This window comes from Stenotrophomonas sp. Steno-C17 (genome assembly GCF_056393165.1).
On the sequence record NZ_JBWJPD010000001.1, the window covers coordinates 346,054 to 362,138 of the forward strand.

The 16,085-nt window shown below is 67.5% G+C and carries 13 protein-coding genes; 7 read left to right on the forward strand and 6 right to left on the reverse strand.

Annotated features, from left to right (window positions below):
• Positions 1–282 precede the first annotated feature (282 nt).
• A complete protein-coding gene (locus AC06FA_RS01550; RefSeq protein ID WP_478066816.1) occupies positions 283–1,326 on the reverse strand; it encodes an oxidoreductase in 1,044 nt (347 codons plus the stop codon).
• A gap of 172 nt (positions 1,327–1,498) precedes the next feature.
• Here AC06FA_RS01550 and AC06FA_RS01555 point away from each other — a divergent pair, with 172 nt between their 5' ends.
• The 4 genes from AC06FA_RS01555 (at position 1,499) to AC06FA_RS01570 (ending at position 5,783) form a co-directional block, all read left to right on the forward strand.
• Positions 1,499–1,885: a BON domain-containing protein gene (locus tag AC06FA_RS01555; RefSeq protein ID WP_478066817.1), complete on the forward strand. Its 387-nt coding sequence runs from the start codon at positions 1,499–1,501 to the stop codon at positions 1,883–1,885.
• Between the two features lie 127 nt (positions 1,886–2,012).
• Positions 2,013–3,830 (forward strand): sensor histidine kinase, encoded by a 1,818-nt coding sequence (locus AC06FA_RS01560; RefSeq protein WP_478066818.1) that lies wholly within the window; start codon positions 2,013–2,015, stop codon positions 3,828–3,830.
• Positions 3,827–4,267, forward strand: coding sequence for a response regulator (locus AC06FA_RS01565; protein ID WP_108750515.1), 441 nt, complete (start codon positions 3,827–3,829; stop codon positions 4,265–4,267). The genes AC06FA_RS01560 and AC06FA_RS01565 overlap by 4 nt, the downstream gene beginning before the upstream one ends.
• Positions 4,268–4,271: 4 nt before the next feature.
• Positions 4,272–5,783 carry a two-component system sensor histidine kinase NtrB gene (locus AC06FA_RS01570; RefSeq protein WP_478066820.1) on the forward strand — a complete coding sequence of 504 codons (1,512 nt, stop codon included), beginning with the start codon at positions 4,272–4,274 and terminating at the stop codon, positions 5,781–5,783.
• Between the two features lie 27 nt (positions 5,784–5,810).
• Here the strand turns inward: AC06FA_RS01570 and AC06FA_RS01575 are convergent, their stop codons facing one another.
• On the reverse strand, positions 5,811–6,563 hold the full coding sequence (locus AC06FA_RS01575; RefSeq protein ID WP_478066821.1) for a proteasome-type protease: 753 nt from the start codon (positions 6,561–6,563) through the stop codon (positions 5,811–5,813).
• 94 nt (positions 6,564–6,657) lie between these two features.
• Between AC06FA_RS01575 and folK the strand changes: the two genes are divergently transcribed.
• On the forward strand, positions 6,658–7,143 hold the full coding sequence (gene folK / locus AC06FA_RS01580; RefSeq protein ID WP_478066822.1) for a 2-amino-4-hydroxy-6-hydroxymethyldihydropteridine diphosphokinase: 486 nt from the start codon (positions 6,658–6,660) through the stop codon (positions 7,141–7,143).
• 86 nt (positions 7,144–7,229) lie between these two features.
• Here the strand turns inward: folK and AC06FA_RS01585 are convergent, their stop codons facing one another.
• Positions 7,230–7,967: a pteridine reductase gene (locus AC06FA_RS01585; protein ID WP_312708365.1), complete on the reverse strand. Its 738-nt coding sequence runs from the start codon at positions 7,965–7,967 to the stop codon at positions 7,230–7,232.
• A gap of 58 nt (positions 7,968–8,025) precedes the next feature.
• Between AC06FA_RS01585 and AC06FA_RS01590 the strand changes: the two genes are divergently transcribed.
• Positions 8,026–9,210, forward strand: a complete 1,185-nt coding sequence (locus AC06FA_RS01590) for a class I SAM-dependent methyltransferase (RefSeq protein WP_108762904.1) — start codon at positions 8,026–8,028, stop codon at positions 9,208–9,210.
• Positions 9,207–9,599 carry a VanZ family protein gene (locus AC06FA_RS01595; RefSeq protein ID WP_478066823.1) on the forward strand — a complete coding sequence of 131 codons (393 nt, stop codon included), beginning with the start codon at positions 9,207–9,209 and terminating at the stop codon, positions 9,597–9,599. Before AC06FA_RS01590 ends, AC06FA_RS01595 begins: the two co-directional genes overlap by 4 nt.
• An 81-nt stretch (positions 9,600–9,680) precedes the next feature.
• Here AC06FA_RS01595 and AC06FA_RS01600 read toward each other — a convergent pair whose 3' ends face one another.
• The 3 genes from AC06FA_RS01600 to AC06FA_RS01610 all read right to left on the reverse strand — a co-directional run bounded on the left by AC06FA_RS01600 (position 9,681) and on the right by AC06FA_RS01610 (position 15,919).
• Positions 9,681–12,014: a beta-N-acetylhexosaminidase gene (locus AC06FA_RS01600; RefSeq protein WP_478066824.1), complete on the reverse strand. Its 2,334-nt coding sequence runs from the start codon at positions 12,012–12,014 to the stop codon at positions 9,681–9,683.
• Positions 12,015–12,142: 128 nt separating this feature from the next.
• The gene (locus tag AC06FA_RS01605; RefSeq protein ID WP_478066825.1) at positions 12,143–14,767 is read right to left on the reverse strand and encodes a TonB-dependent receptor; all 2,625 of its coding nucleotides are present in this window, start codon (positions 14,765–14,767) and stop codon (positions 12,143–12,145) included.
• 135 nt (positions 14,768–14,902) lie between these two features.
• Entirely contained in the window at positions 14,903–15,919 is a 1,017-nt protein-coding gene (locus AC06FA_RS01610) for a glucokinase family protein (protein ID WP_478066826.1), read from the reverse strand.
• Between the last annotated feature and the right edge of the window lie 166 nt (positions 15,920–16,085).

Genomic DNA, 16,085 nt, shown 5'->3' on the forward strand with positions numbered 1-16,085 from the left:
ACAAAAGCGTGTTCCGATTGCTTCCACGTCATCCACGCATGGCGTGCAGGCGTCGGGGTCGGATCCCTTTCCGCAGGAAAGGGCTCTGACCCCATGGTGCAAAAGCCAGTCGAGCATGGCTCGACTCTACAAAGGCGTGTTCCGATTGCTTCCACGTCATCCACGCATGGCGTGGATCTACGGTCAGATCGCCTCCCGCCATCCCACGGAATGCCCGCTTTTGACGTTGCTTCAGTCGAGCATGGCTCGACTCTACAGGGGTGCAGGGCGCAGCCCTGCCGGTCACCCCAGTTCGATCCGCCGCCCTTGCTGGGCGCTGTCCATGCCCGCCTGCAGCAACTGCATCACCTGCAGCGCCTGCGCCAGGCTGACCGTCGGTTCGCCATCGCCGTGCAGCGCGGCGGCGAACTGCGCATACAGGTGCCGATAGTCGCCGGGCAGGTTGTCCACGGTGCTGCGCTGCACGCTGTCGTCGGCCTCGCAGCGCAGCAGTTCGCCATGCCGCGGGTCGATGCCCCAGCCCGGCGCGCCCGGCGCCACGCCACGGCGCAACTGCGCTTCCTGCACATCCAACCCGTATTTCACCCAGCTGGCCTGTTCACCGTGCACGGCAAAACGCGGCGTCGGCGCGGCGACCAGCGAACCGGCATGCACGATGGCGCGATGGCGCGGGTAGTGCAGCACCGCGTGGAAATAATCCACGCCGCTGCCACCGCTGCGTTGCACGGCCAGGTCGGCATCGATCGCCTGCGGCCAGCCGAACAGCACCAGCATCTGGTCCAGCAGGTGCGGCCCCAGGTCGTACCACAGGCCGCTGCCGGGCCCGTCCTGCTCGCGCCAGCGATCGCGCACCTGCGGCCGGTAGCGGTCGAAGTGCGCATGGCATTCGGCCACGTCGCCCAGCGTGCCCTGCGCCAGCAACGCCTGCAGGGTGAGGAAATCGGCATCGAAGCGCCGGTTCTGGAACACGCTGACGATGCGCCCGGCATCGTGCGCCGCAGCCGCCACGGCGTTGGCCTCGGCCATGTCCAGCGCGAACGGTTTGTCCACCAGCACGTGCTTGCCCGCCGCCAGCGCCGCGATCGCCAGCGGCGCATGCTGCGCATTGGGCGTAGCAATCACCACCGCATCCACGGCGGGGTCATCGAACACCTGCTGCGGCGTATCGCGGATGTGCACATCGCTGAAGCTGCGCAGCAACGTGTCGCGCTGCGAACTGACGATGCTGTGCAGGGCCACGCCCGGCGTGTGCTGGATCAGCGGTGCATGGAATACACGGCCGGCCAGGCCGTAGCCGATCAGGGCCAGTTGCAGGTCCGGGCGCATGGCACGACTCCGTTGGGGGCGGGAAGGGCAGGGTAAACGAGCACGCGCGCTGCGCAAAACTGAACGGTTTGCCGTGGAAATGCGCTGATTCACGGCGGCATGACCGTGGCGCCACGCCTGCCACACATTGCCCTGCGCACACTGGCGCCACACACAGAAGGAGCACCGCACGATGAGCACCCTGACCCGCACGATGATTGCTTCGGCCCTCACCCTGGGCCTGGCCCTGTCCTCCTCCGCTGCCTTCGCCAAGGACCCGACCGCGAAGAATCCGCCGAAGGCCGACCATTCGGCGATGACCCATGCTGATCGCCACGATTCCAATGAGCCGGTGACCGACAGCTGGATCACCACCAAGGTGAAGGCCGATCTGCTGGCCAGCAGGAATGTGCCGGGCACCGAAGTGAAAGTGGAAACGGTGAACGGCGTGGTCAGCCTGAGCGGCACCGTGGCCACCCAGGCCGAGCATGACAAGGCGGTGACCACCGCCAAGGGCATCAAGGGCGTGACCCGCGTGGATGCGGCGGCGCTGAAGGTGAATGCCGCAGCCAAGCGCTGATTCCAGCGCCAGACCCTGCAACACGACGGGGGCGTCCAGGGGGCGCCCCCGTTTTTTGCCGGGTGCGCCGAACCCTGTGACCGTCTGCGCTATATTGCCGGTTCCGCTGCGGTGCTGACGAGGGGCTATGGCGCTGGTGTTCAGTGATGATGTCTGGGACCGCTGGCGACTGCCGGCGCTGGCCCTGGCGGCGGCCGCGATCATCGTGGTGCCGTGGCTGACCCTGCGCAAACTGCAGCAGGACAACGAGGCGGCGATGGCCTGGGTGACCCATACCCAGGCCGTGGGCGTGGCCCTGCAGCAGCTGCAGGCCGATGTGCGCGACGTGGAATCGGCCGCGCTGACCCTGTCCAAGGGCGTGGATGCGCCGGGCCTGCGCGAGCGCATGGCCAAGGCGCAGGATATCCCCGGCCGCCTGGCCGAACTGGGCCGCTTGACCCGCGACAACCCCGAACAGCTGATCCGCATCGGCCGCATCGAATCGATGCTGGACGGGCGCATGGCGCTGGCCCGCGAACTGGCCCGTGCCGAACCCAATACCGACCAGCGCGAGCTGGTGCAGGACATGAGCACCCGCTACCCGATCCGTGGCCTGGTGGAGGAACTGCAGGCCAGCGAGCAGAAGCTGCTGGCCCAGCGTGCCGAGCAGGCCAACCGCCAGCGCCGGCAGACCGAATTCGTTTCCTGGAGTGCGCTGGCCGTGCAGCTGGGCCTGCTGGGCCTGGTGCTGTGGCTGCTGCAACGGCAGATCGGGCGCCGCCTGCAGGCCGAGCGGCAGTCGCTGCGCGCGGCCGGGCGTGCGGCGTCGGTGCTGCAGACCGTGCGTGAACCGATCGTGCTGCTGGATCGCGAACTGCGCGTGCAGCTGCACAACCCGGCCTTTTCCGAGTTGTATGACCTGCAGGATGAGCGCGCCGACGGCACGCTGCTGGGTGATGTAGGCGATGGGGCATGGAAGGATCCCGTGGTGCGCCAGCGCCTGGCCGACGTGCTGCTGCGCGGACGCGAGCTGTGGGATTTCGAGCACGAGCAGCGCACTGCCGATGGCATGGTGCGCTACATGCTGCTGAACGCGCGGCGCATGCCGCTGCCTGACAGCGATGATGAAGTCGTGCTGCTGACCATCAGCGATGTGACCGTGCAGCGTGCCGTGCAGTGGCGCGTGGAAGAGCTGAACCGGCAGCTGGAAGGCAAGGTTGCGCAGGTGTCCGAGGTCAACCGCGAACTGGAAGCCTTCAGCTATTCGGTATCGCACGACCTGCGTGCACCCCTGCGCCACGTGGCCGGTTTCTCGGACAAGCTGACGCGGCATCTGGGCGAGGATGCGGACGAGAAGAGCCGCCATTACCTGGACGTCATTTCCAGTTCGGCACGGCGCATGGCCGCGCTGATCGACGATCTGCTGGTCTATTCGCGGCTGGGCCGCGCGGCCATGCGCCAGCAGGCCGTGGACATGCAGTCGCTGGTGGCCGATACCCGCGCCATGCTCGACGCCAACCTGAAGACCGATGCCGAAGCGGGAGCGCCCGCCCACAGCGTGGAATGGTCCATCGCGCCGCTGCCGATCGTGGTGGCCGATGAAAACATGATGCGCCAGGTGTGGCTGAACCTGCTGGGCAACGCGGTGAAGTACTCGGGCAACCGTGAACCGGCGAAGATCCGCGTGGACTACCAGGCGCAGCCCGATGGCGGTCATCAGTTCACAGTCAGCGACAATGGTGCAGGCTTCGACATGGCCTACGCGGCCAAGCTGTTCGGCGTATTCCAGCGCCTGCACAAGGCCAGCGACTACCCGGGCACCGGTATCGGCCTGGCCAGCGTGCGCCGGGTGCTGACCCGTCATGGTGGCCGCATCTGGGCCGAAGCCGAGCCCGATGCCGGCGCCACCTTCCACTTCTACCTGCCTCCCGCGCTGGACGCGGTCAACCAAGGGCCTTCCGCATGACCACACTGCGTACCATCCTGCTGGCCGAAGACAGCCCGGCCGATGCTGAAATGGCCATCGATGCGCTGCAGGAAGCGCGCCTGGCCAACCCCATCGTGCACGTGGAAGACGGGGTGGAAGTGATGGATTACCTGCTGCGCCGTGGCGCCTTCGCCGACCGCGAGGAAGGCTTGCCGGCGGTGCTGCTGCTGGATATCAAGATGCCGCGCATGGACGGCCTGGAAGTGCTGCGGCAGATCCGCGAACACGAAGAGCTCAAGCGCCTGCCGGTGGTCATCCTGTCCTCCTCGCGCGAGGAAAGCGATCTGGCGCGCAGCTGGGACATGGGCGTGAATGCCTACGTGGTGAAGCCGGTGGACGTGGACCAGTTCTTCGGTGCCGTGCAGACCCTGGGCAAGTTCTGGGCGCTGATCAACCAGGCGCCGGAGCGCGAGTAACGCCATGGTCCTGACCGCGCACGCGCTCGGCCCCCTGCGCATCCTGCTGGTGGAAGATTCGCCGGAAGATGCCGAGCTGATGTCCGAGCAGATTCTGGACGCGGGCCTGGAGGCCCGTTTCGAACGCGTGGAAAGCGCGGGCGAGCTGCGCCAGGCGCTGGCCGGATTCCTGCCCGACATCGTGCTGTCGGACCTGAGCATGCCCGGCTTTTCCGGCGATGAAGCGCTGCGCATCGTGCGCGAGCGCGCGCCGGATGTTCCCTTCATCTTCGTGTCCGGCACGATGGGCGAAGACAATGCGGTGGAGGCGCTGCAGAAGGGCGCCAACGATTACATCATCAAGCACCAGCCGGCGCGCCTGCCGTCGGCGGTGGCGCGCGCGGTGCGCGAAGCGCGCAGTGCGGTGGAACGGATGCGCGTGGAAACCGAACTGATGCGCGCGCAGCGTCTGGAAAGCCTGTCGCTGCTGGCGGCCGGCCTGAGCCATGACCTGCGCAACATCCTGCAGCCGCTGTTGATCATGCCGGACCTGTTGAAGGCACGCACGCAGGACCCGCAGCTGCATCACCTGGCTGATGTGATTGCCGAGTGCGGGCGCCGTGGCCACGAGATGGCCGAATCGATGCTGTCGTTCGTGCGCGGTTCGCGCAAGCCGAGCGAGCACATCCGCATCGACGACCTGTTCCAGGCGGTGGCGCTGCTGTTGCGCAGCAGCGTGCCCGACGCGGTGATGCTGGACGTGCAGGTGCAGGACGACGGGCTGGCGGTGGATGCCAATTCCACCGAGCTGCAGCAGGTGCTGCTCAATCTGGCGCTGAACGCGATCCAGGCCATGCCCGACGGCGGCCGCCTCAGCCTGACCGCGCGCCATGATGGCCCGCGCGACGGCGTGGACTGGATGCGCATTGCCGTGACCGACGAAGGCATCGGCATGGACGCCGATACGCTGTCGCACCTGTTCAATCCCTTCTTCACCACCAAGGCCGAAGGCACCGGTCTGGGCTTGATGTCGTGCAAGCGCATCGTGGAAGGCGCTGGCGGCAGCATCCAGGTCAGCAGCCAGCCGGGGCAGGGCAGTTGTTTCGAACTGCACCTGCCGATGCACGACCGTGCCGAACGCAGCGAGCCGGTGGAACAGTTGGTGGCGCTGGGCAGTGGCCAGTCCATCCTGGTGGTGGATGGCGAAGCCACGCGGCTGTCGCTGCTGGGCAATGCGTTGTCCAGCCAGGGCTACCAGTTGCAGTTGGCCTCGGACGGTCCGGCGGCGTTGCGCTGGATGCAGCAGGAGGCGATGCCGGCGCTGGTGATTGCCGATGCGGGGTCGCGACTGTTGCCGGCCAGCCAGTTGCTGGGCGAAATGGCGGCGTTGGGCTACCAGGGGCCCGCGCTGGTGCTGGAGGACGCGCAGGTGGAGATGCCTGCCGACGACGTGCCGCAGGGCATCCAGGTGCATGTGCTGCGCAAGCCGCTGCAGATGCAGCAGGTGTTCCGCGCGGTGGCTGAAGCGCTGGCGTGAGCGCAGGTCGCCGGGCCTGGCCCGGCGCTACCCGCCTTCGCCGCGTGAGGTTTCCCACGGGAAGCGCGGCAGGCTCTCCACCGCCTGTTCCAGGCGCCGCGACCAGTTCTGGTGGATGTCGGCATACAGCGCCGAATCGGCGCCCAGCCGCAACTGCTGGCCGACCCGCAGCTCGCCATCGCGGATCAGTGCCAGGTCGATCGGCAGGCCCACCGAAAGATTCGAACGGATGGTGGAATCGAGCGACACGATGGCCGTGCGTGCGGCATCGCCCAGGCGCGTGGCCGGGCTGAGGATGCGGTCCAGGATCGGTTTGCCGTACTTGGATTCGCCGATCTGCAGGTACGGCGTTTCCGGTGAGGCGGCAATCGCGTTGCCCAGCGGATACACCATGTACAGTCCGGGCCGCTCGCCCGCCACCTGGCCGCCGAAGATCAGCGTGGCCTGGGTGTTCACCCCGTCGTGGCCGTGTTCGGTGTGCTGGCACTTCACCTGGCTGTCCACCAGCAGCTGGCCGACGTAGGCTGCGGCCTCGAACAGGTGCGGCATGTCGCGCAGGTTCGGCGTGCGCCGTTCGGCGGCATCGCGGGTCAGGCGCGAGACCAGCAGCTGGGTGGTGGCCAGGTTGCCGGCGGCCATCAGCACGAAGGCGGCCTGGCCGGGGTAGTCGAACACGTGCAGCTTGCGGTGCACGCGCACGTCGTCCAGCGAGGCATTGGTGCGGGTGTCGGCGGCGAAGACCAGGCCTTCATCCACCTCGATTCCAACGCAATAGGTCATGTCGGTGCCCTATCATGTGCGTCCCGGAGTGTAGGCAGGCCGCCGTGATGACGGCATGCCCACGTCCCCCCCAGAACGCCGCCACCGGAACCGCATGACCACCGTGCTCCTGAGCCTGGGCAGCAACGTCCAGCCCCGCCGCTATCTCCACGCCGCGGTGGCGGCCCTTCGCGAGCGTTTCGGCGCCGTGCAGGTGTCGCCGGCCTACCAGACCGCCGCCGTCGGCTTCGATGGCCCGGCCTTCCTCAACAATGCCGTGGCGATCGAGACCGACCTGCCGCTGCAGGAACTGGACGACTGGCTGCATGCGCTGGAAGACGCGCATGGCCGCGATCGCAGCGGGCCACGCTTTTCCGACCGGACGCTGGACATCGACGTGGTGTTCTACGGCGATCTGATCGTGGAAGGCCCCGGCCACCTGCGCATACCGCGTCCGGAGCTGAAGCACGCGTTCGTGTTGAAACCGCTGGCCGACATCGCGCCGGGGTTCATCGATCCGGTCAGTGGCCAGGACCTGGCCACGCTGTGGCGGGCACACCGGCAGCATGGTGAGGCGTTCGAGGTAGTCGATCTCGCGTAAAGGCGGTTCCCGCTGCGCTCGCCGGGCATGGCCCGGCGCTACCCGCCGCCCGCATCGGTAGCGCCGGGCCATGCCCGGCGGAACGCTCAACTGACCGTGCGGCCGCCATCCACGCGCAGCGTGTGGCCGGTCACGAAGTGCGCATCGGCCACCAGCCAGTAGACCGCCTCGGCAATCTCTTCCACGGTGCCGATCCGCGCCAGCGGCGTGCGCGCCAGCAGCGCTTCGCGCGCGAAATCGTCCTTGCCCTGTTCCGGCCACAGGATCGCGCCCGGCGCGACCGCGTTCACCCGCACCTTCGGCGCCAGTTCCAGTGCCAGCGAACGGGTGGCCATTTCCAGCGCGGCCTTGGCCATCGTGTACGCCACATGGTCGCGCATCGGGTCGGTGCCATGCAGATCGGTCAGGTTGACGATGCTGCCCTGCTGGCGGCGCAGGTGCGGCGCTGCGGCCTGGGCCAGCAGCAGCGGGGCGCGTGCGTTCACCGCATACAGTTCGTCCATCGCCTCGGCCGTGACCTGGCCCAGCGGGGTGGCGAAGAAGTTGGAGGCGTTGTTCACCAGCGCATCCAGGCGGCCGAAGTGGGCCACGGCCTGGTCCACCAGGTCGGGCAGGGCGGCGGCGTCGCGCAGGTCGGCCTGCAGGGCCAGCACGCTGCCGGGGCGGACGTTTTCCAGATCGAACGCGGCCTGCTGCAGTTCGGCGCTGGATGTATGGGCGTGCAGCACCACCGACCAGCCACAGGCGTGGAACTGGCGGGCGATGGCCGCACCGATCCGGCGTGCGCTGCCGGTGATCAGGGCCACGGGGGCGGTGTCGCTCATGAGGGTCCTCCAAGGCTCGGCTATCCTGTGCACCATTGTCACCGCATTCGAAGACGCCATGCAGCCCACCTTCCCCCTGCCCGAAGCCGATGCCCTGGCCCACAGCGACCAGCTGGCCGCCGCCCTGCGCGCTGAAATCCTTGCGCAGGGTGGGGCGATGCCGTTCTCCCGCTTCATGGAACTGTGCCTGTATGCGCCGGGCTGGGGCTATTACAGCGCCGGTGCCAGCAAGTTCGGCGGCAGTGGCGATTTCACCACCGCGCCGGAACTGGGCGGCCTGTTCGCCGGCAGCGTGGCCAATGCGCTGGCGCCGGTGTTCGGCCAGCTGGGCGCGCACGCCCGCCTGCTGGAACTGGGCGGTGGCACCGGCGCATTTGCCGAAGCCGTGCTGCTGCGCCTGGCCGAGCTGGACGCCCTGCCGGCGCGCTACGCGATCCTGGAGCCCAGTGCCGACCTGCGCCAGCGCCAGCAGCAGCGCCTGCAACAGAACCTGCCGGCCGAGCTGGCCGCGCGCGTGGAGTGGGTCGATCGCCCGTTCGACGATGACTGGGAAGGCGTGGTGTTCGCCAACGAAGTGATCGACGCGCTGCCCACGCCGCGCTTCCTGGTGAAGGACGGCGAGGTCTACGAAGAAACCGTGGAGCTGGATGGCCAGGGCAACTTCATGCGCGGCGCGCAGCCGGCCGATGTGCTGCTGAACGGCGCGGTGCGCCATATCGAACGCTATCTGGAAAAGCCCTTCGCCGAGGGCTATCGCTCGGAAGTGCTGCCGCAGCTGCCGTACTGGCTGCAGGCGGTGGCCGGTGGCCTGCAGCGTGGCGCGATGTTGTTCGTCGATTACGGCTACAGCCGCGCCGAGTTCTACCAGCACGACCGCGACGACGGCACGGTACGCGCGTTCTACCGCCACCACGTGCACAACGAGGTGTACCGCTGGCCGGGCCTGCAGGACATCACCGCGTCGGTGGATTTCACCGCGATGGCCGAGGCCGGCCTGCATGCGGGCTTCGATCTGGCCGGTTACTGCAGCCAGGCCAGCTTCCTGCTGGGCAACGGCCTGGACCAGGTGCTGGTGCTGGCCGAAGAGCGCACCGATGAGGTGGGCCGCATCCAGCTGCGTGACCAGGTGAAGAAGCTGACCCTGCCCACCGAGATGGGCGAGCGCTTCCAGGTGATCGGCCTGCAGCGCGATGTGGATTTCGAGCCGGCCTTCGAACTGGGTGACCTGAGCTGGCGCCTGTGAGCGCAACGCTGCCGCCGTTCAAGCCGCTGCGCCGGCCACGGCTGTGGGCAGCGTTGTGGGGGCTGGCGGTGCTGCTGGTGATCGTGGTCTGCCTGATCCCGCCGCCGCCGATGGACCTGCCCCAGAACAGCGACAAGGTCGAGCACTTCCTGGCCTATTTCATCCTGGCCGGCAGCGCCGTGCAGCTGTTCCGCCATGGCCGTCCGCTGCTGTGGGCGGGCGTGGGGCTGGTGCTGATGGGCGTGTGCATCGAGTTCGCACAGGGCGCGCTGACCAGCACCCGCAGTGCCGATGCGATGGATGCGATCGCCAACACGATCGGCGTGCTGGCAGGCATGGCCACCGCGTTCACCCCGCTGCGCGACCTGCTGCTGCGCTGGCGCGGGTGAGGGATCCGATCCCGGGGTCGGGCTGGGGGTCAGAGCCCTTTCCTGCGGAAAGGGATCCGACCCCGGGGCCGGGGTTGGCGCTTACCGCAGCGTGGCTTCGTCCAGCACCCACATCGCCGGGCGGGTGTCGCCGGTGAAGTTGATGCACAGATCATCGGTACCGGTGATGCCGGCCGGCAGCGCGGCGTGCAGGGTCACGAAGCCATCGGCATCGGGCTTTTCCGGCAGCGGCACTTCGGCCAGCACCGGACCGCTGCAGTCACCGCGACGGATTCGCATCTCACCGTTCGGGCGTGTGGCCTTTTCGAACTTGCGCGCCGGCTCGTCGTGGGCCAGCTGGAAGTAGTACGGAATGCGCCCGGCACGCACGTCGATGCTGCGGATCCCGGCCAGCTGCGCATTGGCCCAGCGCCAGCACGGCTGGAAGATGTCCACGTTGAACACCGCGCGCTCGCCTTCGCGCGGGCCGTCGTCTTCCAGGCGCAGCACCAGGCCCTTTTCGCCCACGCAGCTGAGCAGCTGCTGGCTGCGGCGGCTGAGCAGCGACTGCGCGCTGTAATCCACCACGGTAGGGGCGGCGGCCAGCATCTGGCCCTGGTAGAACGCGGCCGCCTGCACGCTGGCCGGCAGCGTTTCGGTCAGCGGTCTGGTGTACACCGGCGACTGCGCGGTGACCGGCTTGCCATCGGTGCGGTAACGCACCTCGTAGCCCAGCGGGTTGGACAGGGACACCGTTACCGTGTTGGCGGCGCGGTTGTCGGTCTGGCCCACGGCCACCTGGAACGGCGTCTGCGCGTAGGCCAGGCCCCAGGCGCGGTAGCGCTGCAGCTGCGCCGGCAGGCGGGCCAGGAAGTCGCGGAAGTCACGCTGCGCGACCGGGCTCCAGCCGGTTTCGGCCACCGCTGCCAGGCGCGGGAACAGGTTGTGCTGCAGGCGCGCGTAGCTGCGCGTGTGCTCGGTGAACATGTTCGCCTGCAGGCCCAGGATATGCCCGCGCTTGTCGGCAGCCAGTTCGGCCGGCACCGGCTCGAAGGCGTACAGCTTGGCCAGGTTCACCTGCGCCGGGCGACCCGGCGGTTCGTTCGGCGAAGCGGTCTGCAGGTAGTCCAGGTACAGGTGGGTGACCGGCGACATGATCACGTCGTGGCCAGCGCTGGCCGCGGCCAGGCCGCCTTCGGTACCGCGCCAGGACATCACCGTGGCCTGCGGCGGCAGCCCGCCTTCCAGGATCTCGTCCCAGCCGATCAGGCGGCGGTCGTGTTCTTCCAGGAAGGTTTCCAGGCGCTTGATGATGTGGCTCTGCATGGCCATCTCATCCTTGATGCCCAGCTGGCGCATGCGCTGCTGCACGCGCGCCGAAGCGATCCACTGGTCCTTCACTGCTTCGTCGCCACCCACGTGCACGTAGCGCGCGGGGAACAGCGCGATCACTTCTTCCAGCACGTTTTCCAGGAACTGCACCGTGCTGTCTTCGGTATTGAACAGGTTGGGGAACACCCCCCATTCGCTGATCGGCTGCAGCGGCGTGCTGATCGAGCCCAGCTCGGGATACGCGGCAATGGCGGCGGTGGCATGGCCGGGCACATCGATTTCCGGAATCACCTGGATGTGCAGCTTGGCCGCATAGGCAATCACCTCGCGGATCTGGTCCTGGGTGTAGTAGCCGCAGTACGGGTACTGCTTGCCGCTGACCGGATCGATGCCGCCATCGCCGGCGGGCAGGCGGCAGCTGCCGACGCCGGTCAGCTTCGGGTAGCGCTTGATCTCCATGCGCCAGCCCTGGTCGTCGGTCAGGTGCCAATGGAAGGTGTTGAGCTTGTGCGCGGCCATCGCATCAAGCACGCGCTTGATCTCGTCCAGGCTCTGGAAATGGCGGGCCGAATCGAGCATGAAACCGCGCCAGCTGAAGCGCGGTTCGTCGGCAATCTGCACGGCCGGCAGCACGCCGTTGCTGCCACCGGTGGCCAGCTGGGCCAGGGTGGTGGCGCCGTAGAACAGGCCGGTCTCGTTGCCGGCCTGCACCCGCACGCCCTGTGCGTCGCTTTCCAGCGTGTAGCTTTCGCCGCTGTCGCGGAAGGTCGGCACGATCTGGAACTGGATGCTGCCGTTCTTCGTGGCTGCGCCGTCGCGCGCTGGGGCCAGGCGCGGGCCGCCGCTGCGCGCCAGCAGATCGGCGAACTGTGCGGCCACGCGCTGTGCGGCCTCACCGTCGGCCTGCAGCGGGGTGTCGGCACGCACGGTGATGCCCGCACCGTTGCCGCGCTGTACCCGCGCCGGGGCGGGAATCAGCATCAGGCTGCCAGCGCGCAGTTGCGGGCCGGGGCCCGAATCCAGGGCCGGCGCATCGGCGGCCAGCGCCGGCAGGGCGGCGAACAGGGTGCCCAGCAGCAGCGGGGCAAGCGGGGAAAATCGCATCGTGTCACTCCTGTGGTGGGCGGCCAGCAGTGGCCGCCGCGCAGGCGCCCGTGCAGGCGCCCACCGGTATCCCATCGTACGACGGGCCCGGAAGACCGGGCCCGTCGCGCGTGTTGCACTGCGCTGGCTTAGAACTTGAAGTGCACGGTGGCCATGTAGCGGCGGCCACTCTTGTACTTGCCGGCCAGGTGTTCCTTGTCGCCCAGGTACTGGAAGTAGGTCTCGTCCAGCAGGTTCTGCGCGTCGATGTTCAACGACCAGTTGTCGTTGAAGGTGTAGCCGAAGCTGGCACCCAGTTCAGCGTAGTCGTCCACGCTGGCCGGTGCCGCACCGGCCACGTAGCCACCGGCCAGGTAGCTGTCGCGCCAGTTGTAGGTCAGGCGGGCATTGACCGGGCCCTTTTCGAAGTACGGGCTGAGCGCGATGGCGTTGCGCGACTGGTAGGGCAGCGGATCGCCGGTGTTGTTCTCACCGTTGGCATAGGTGTAGTTGGCGGTCAGGCCGAAGCCGCTTTCACCGAATGGCTGCTGCAGGCTGATGTTGAAGCCCTTCACGTGGCCGCTGCCGGCATTGCGCGGGCGCTGGATGCTGTAATCGCAGTAACCGTCGGCGGTGCAGCCGTTGGTGCCGACGATGTTGGCCCAGGTGGCCGGCGAGGTATCGCGGATCGAGTTGTACTGGCGCTCGATGGTGGCCGAGGTGTCGATGTAGTTGTCGATCTTCTTGTAGAACACCGACCAGGCCACCACCGACTGCGGTGCGTAGTAGTACTCGGCCGATGCGTTGAAGTTCCACGACTCGTACGGCGACAGGTCGGCGTTGCCGCCCGAACCGGTCAGGGTGGTGTCATTGAGGAAGGTGTTGTTGACCATCTGGTTGTACGGCGCCCAGGCGATCACCTTCGCGGCAGCAAAGCGGAACACCCAGTCATTGTCGGTGTCCCAGGCCAGGCTGAGCGAAGGCAGCACGAAGTCTTCCTTCTTGGTGCGGGTCTGCCACTTGCTGTCCAGGTCGGTCAGGGTGGGGGTGCCACCGTAGACGAAGCCGCTGCCTTCGGTCTTGGAATCGACGTAGCGCACGCCCAGATTGCCGCGCAGCGGGCCGTTGGAGAAGTTCAACTGTGCGTAGGCGGCGTTGTTGGTCTGGGTGAGCGCCCAGCTGTTGTTGAGGTAGCTGGCCGGATCGGGGTTGCTGTAGTCGATCGGGCTGTTGCGCACCCAGTTCAGCACGTTGTCACGGCCGGCCTGCACGTGGCGGCCCTGGTCGTCGGTGAAGCCCTGGATATCGGTCAGGCCGATGGTGCCCACGTCGGCCAGGGTGCCCGGGGTCACGCCGCCGTAAACGTTCAGGGTGAAGGCTTCTTCGTGCTTGCCGTGGCGCACGCCGAACTGCAGCTGGTTGAAGATGCTGTCGAACTGCACGTTGAAGTCGAGCTGGGCGTAGGTGTCCTTGCTCTCGGTGGAGAACACGCCGTTGTTGCCGAACCAGCCACCGGCCGAACCCCAGTTGGCCGGATCGCGGGCACCGGCCGGGTCATCGAAGGTGATGCCCTTGTCCATGTTCCAGCTGTAGCCGCCGTTGTAGAACGGTTCGATGAAGTACTGCGCCAGGTCCTTGTTTTCCGACTTGCTCTGGCCGACCTGGCCGCTGACGCCCCACGATTCGCTCTTCCACGCACCGCGCAGGTCCACGCCCTTGGTGGTCACCTCGGACAGGCGCACGTTGTTGTCATAGATCAGCGTGCCGCTGTTGGCCGTGGCGCTGGCATCGGAATGGCCGCTGGTGGCTACGCCGTTGCGCACGGTGCCCAGCTGGTCCACCGCGTTCACGGTACCCGGGTTCCAGGTCAGGAAGGAGTAAAGCGACTGGTTGTAGTTGTCGAACTTTTCCTTGATGTACAGGCCGCTCAGGTTGAACTCGAGTTCGTCGGTCGGCTTGAACTGCAGGTTGACCACGGCGCTGTCGCGCTTGCGTTCCTGCTGGAACCAGGCGGCGTTGAACGAGTTCGGCACGTCCACGTCGGCGGCCACGCCGGTGGCGTTGGCGAAGGTGCTGGCCTTCACGTAGCCGAACACTTCCTTGCCCTGGCGGTCCACGGCTTCTTCATAGTGCTGGGCCGACACGGCCACGCCGAAGGTCTCGGCATCGTTCTTCCAGCTGTACAGCACGGCCGCGTTCGGCTTGCCTTCGCTGGCCTGCTCGCTGTAGCTGTAGCCCACCGAGGCGGCCACTTCGTTCTGCTTCATGTCCAGCGGCTGGCGGGTGTGCATCAGCACGGTGCCGCCCAGGCTGCCTTCGGTCAGGCGCGCTTCGGAGGATTTGATGATCTCGGCGCGGCCCAGGATCTGCGGGGCCAGCAGGGTGTAGTCGAAGCCGCGGTTGGGCTGTTCGCCGTACAGCCAGATGGCCTGTGCCACCGGGTGGTTGTCCAGGAAGGACAGGTTGAGGCTGGGATCGGTGCCGTCGATGCTGACGCGCTCGCCCTGGCCGAAGCGGCGGTCCAGGGTGACGCCCGGAATCTGCGAAAGCGCTTCAGCCACGTTGGTGCTGGGGAACTTGCCGATGTCTTCGGCGGTGATCGCTTCAGACACACCCACGTTGTTGCGCTTGGTGTCCAGCGACTTTTCCAGGCTGGCACGGATACCCACCACCTGCACGGTGTCCAGGTCCTGCGGGGTCGTTTGCTGTGCATGCGCCGAGAAGGCGAGGCAGCCGACGATGGCTGCCGAAAGCAGAGTCTTGCGGGTGTTCATGATGTCTCTCCTCATCACTGGGTTGCGGTGTCGGCGGCGTGCGGTAGGTAGGAACGCGCACGGCTGCCTCTGCAGCAACCTGCGCGGTGGTGCGGATACAACGCGTACTGCGTGTTGCGTACTGCGTATTGCCGATCAGGCGGGGTGGTGCAGCAGGAACCAGCTGGCGGCGCCGATCACGCCCAGCTGTCCATGCTCGACCACCTTCACCGGGATGCGTGCCAACGCTTCGCCCATCGGCCCCTTCTGCAGGTAGCGTTCGACGAAGGTGCTGGCGCGCAGGTATTCGCGGATCTGCGGCAGGATGCCGCCGGCCAGGTAGACGCCACCGTGGGCGCCGTAGAACAGCGCCATGTCACCGATGGTGCTGCCCAGCAGGCCACAGAACACATCCAGCGCCTGCCGTGCGTGCGCATCGCTGCCGGACATGGCCGCCGCGGTGACTGCATCGGGGCTGCCCAGCTGCGGGGCATCGCCCTGCAGGGCGCAGACGGCGCGGTACAGGTTCATCAGGCCGGGGCCGGACAGGGCGTGTTCGATCGACACATGCGCACGCTCGCGCTGCATGTGGCGCACGATGTCCATTTCCAGCGCGGTGCTGGCCGCCAGCGTGGGCTGGCCGGCTTCGGTGGCCAGCACGACCGGACCATTCGGAGTGGGAATCCACAGCGCCGCACCCAGGCCGGTGCCGGGGCCGACCACCAGGGTCGGGCCGCGCGCTGCGGTTTCGGGCCCGCACAGGTGCAGCACGCCGCTGGCATCGACCTGTGCAGCGGCATAGGCCACTGCCTCGAAGTCGTTGACGATGTGCACGCGCTGCACGCCCACCTCGGCTTCGATCTGCCGCGCCGACAACGGCCAGGGCACGTTGGCGGTGATCACCGTGCCGTCTTCGCGGGCGTAGCCGGCGGTGGCCACCACGCAGTGCGAAGGCCGCGCGCTGTCGCCCAGGAAGTCGGAGAGGATGGCGGCCAGGCCGGCATGGTCGGCGTTGCGGTACTTGCGATAGTCCAGCACCTGCACCGGATGGGCGGCATCGCCGCTGGCCTGCACCCGGGCCACGCGCACATGGGTGCCGCCCACGTCAGCGGCCAGGAACGAGGGCGCGTGACGGGAAAGCACATGGGCCGGGGCGGGATGGCTGGCGGTCACGCGGGCTCCTGCTGCAGGTGGGGACCGGGCCCACGAAAGACCCGGCGATGGGGCGGAGTCTGTAACTGCGCTGACAACGATGTCAACGAGTTCGTGACACTTTCGTTGCTGCGGCGCAACGAATCAAGTGCGGCGTAAACGTTTACATCACGTGATGATCTGCTCA

What these genes read in the sequence shown, in the direction of transcription:
- folK (WP_478066822.1), top strand. Translation starts at nt 6,658, where the DNA reads ATGACCACCGTGCTCCTGAGCCTGGGCAGCAACGTCCAGCCCCGCCGC.
- AC06FA_RS01550 (WP_478066816.1), bottom strand. Translation starts at nt 1,326, where the DNA reads ATGCGCCCGGACCTGCAACTGGCCCTGATCGGCTACGGCCTGGCCGGC.
- AC06FA_RS01555 (WP_478066817.1), top strand. Translation starts at nt 1,499, where the DNA reads ATGAGCACCCTGACCCGCACGATGATTGCTTCGGCCCTCACCCTGGGC.
- AC06FA_RS01575 (WP_478066821.1), bottom strand. Translation starts at nt 6,563, where the DNA reads ATGACCTATTGCGTTGGAATCGAGGTGGATGAAGGCCTGGTCTTCGCC.
- AC06FA_RS01570 (WP_478066820.1), top strand. Translation starts at nt 4,272, where the DNA reads ATGGTCCTGACCGCGCACGCGCTCGGCCCCCTGCGCATCCTGCTGGTG.
- AC06FA_RS01565 (WP_108750515.1), top strand. Translation starts at nt 3,827, where the DNA reads ATGACCACACTGCGTACCATCCTGCTGGCCGAAGACAGCCCGGCCGAT.
- AC06FA_RS01605 (WP_478066825.1), bottom strand. Translation starts at nt 14,767, where the DNA reads ATGAACACCCGCAAGACTCTGCTTTCGGCAGCCATCGTCGGCTGCCTC.
- AC06FA_RS01590 (WP_108762904.1), top strand. Translation starts at nt 8,026, where the DNA reads ATGCAGCCCACCTTCCCCCTGCCCGAAGCCGATGCCCTGGCCCACAGC.
- AC06FA_RS01560 (WP_478066818.1), top strand. Translation starts at nt 2,013, where the DNA reads ATGGCGCTGGTGTTCAGTGATGATGTCTGGGACCGCTGGCGACTGCCG.
- AC06FA_RS01600 (WP_478066824.1), bottom strand. Translation starts at nt 12,014, where the DNA reads ATGCGATTTTCCCCGCTTGCCCCGCTGCTGCTGGGCACCCTGTTCGCC.
- AC06FA_RS01585 (WP_312708365.1), bottom strand. Translation starts at nt 7,967, where the DNA reads ATGAGCGACACCGCCCCCGTGGCCCTGATCACCGGCAGCGCACGCCGG.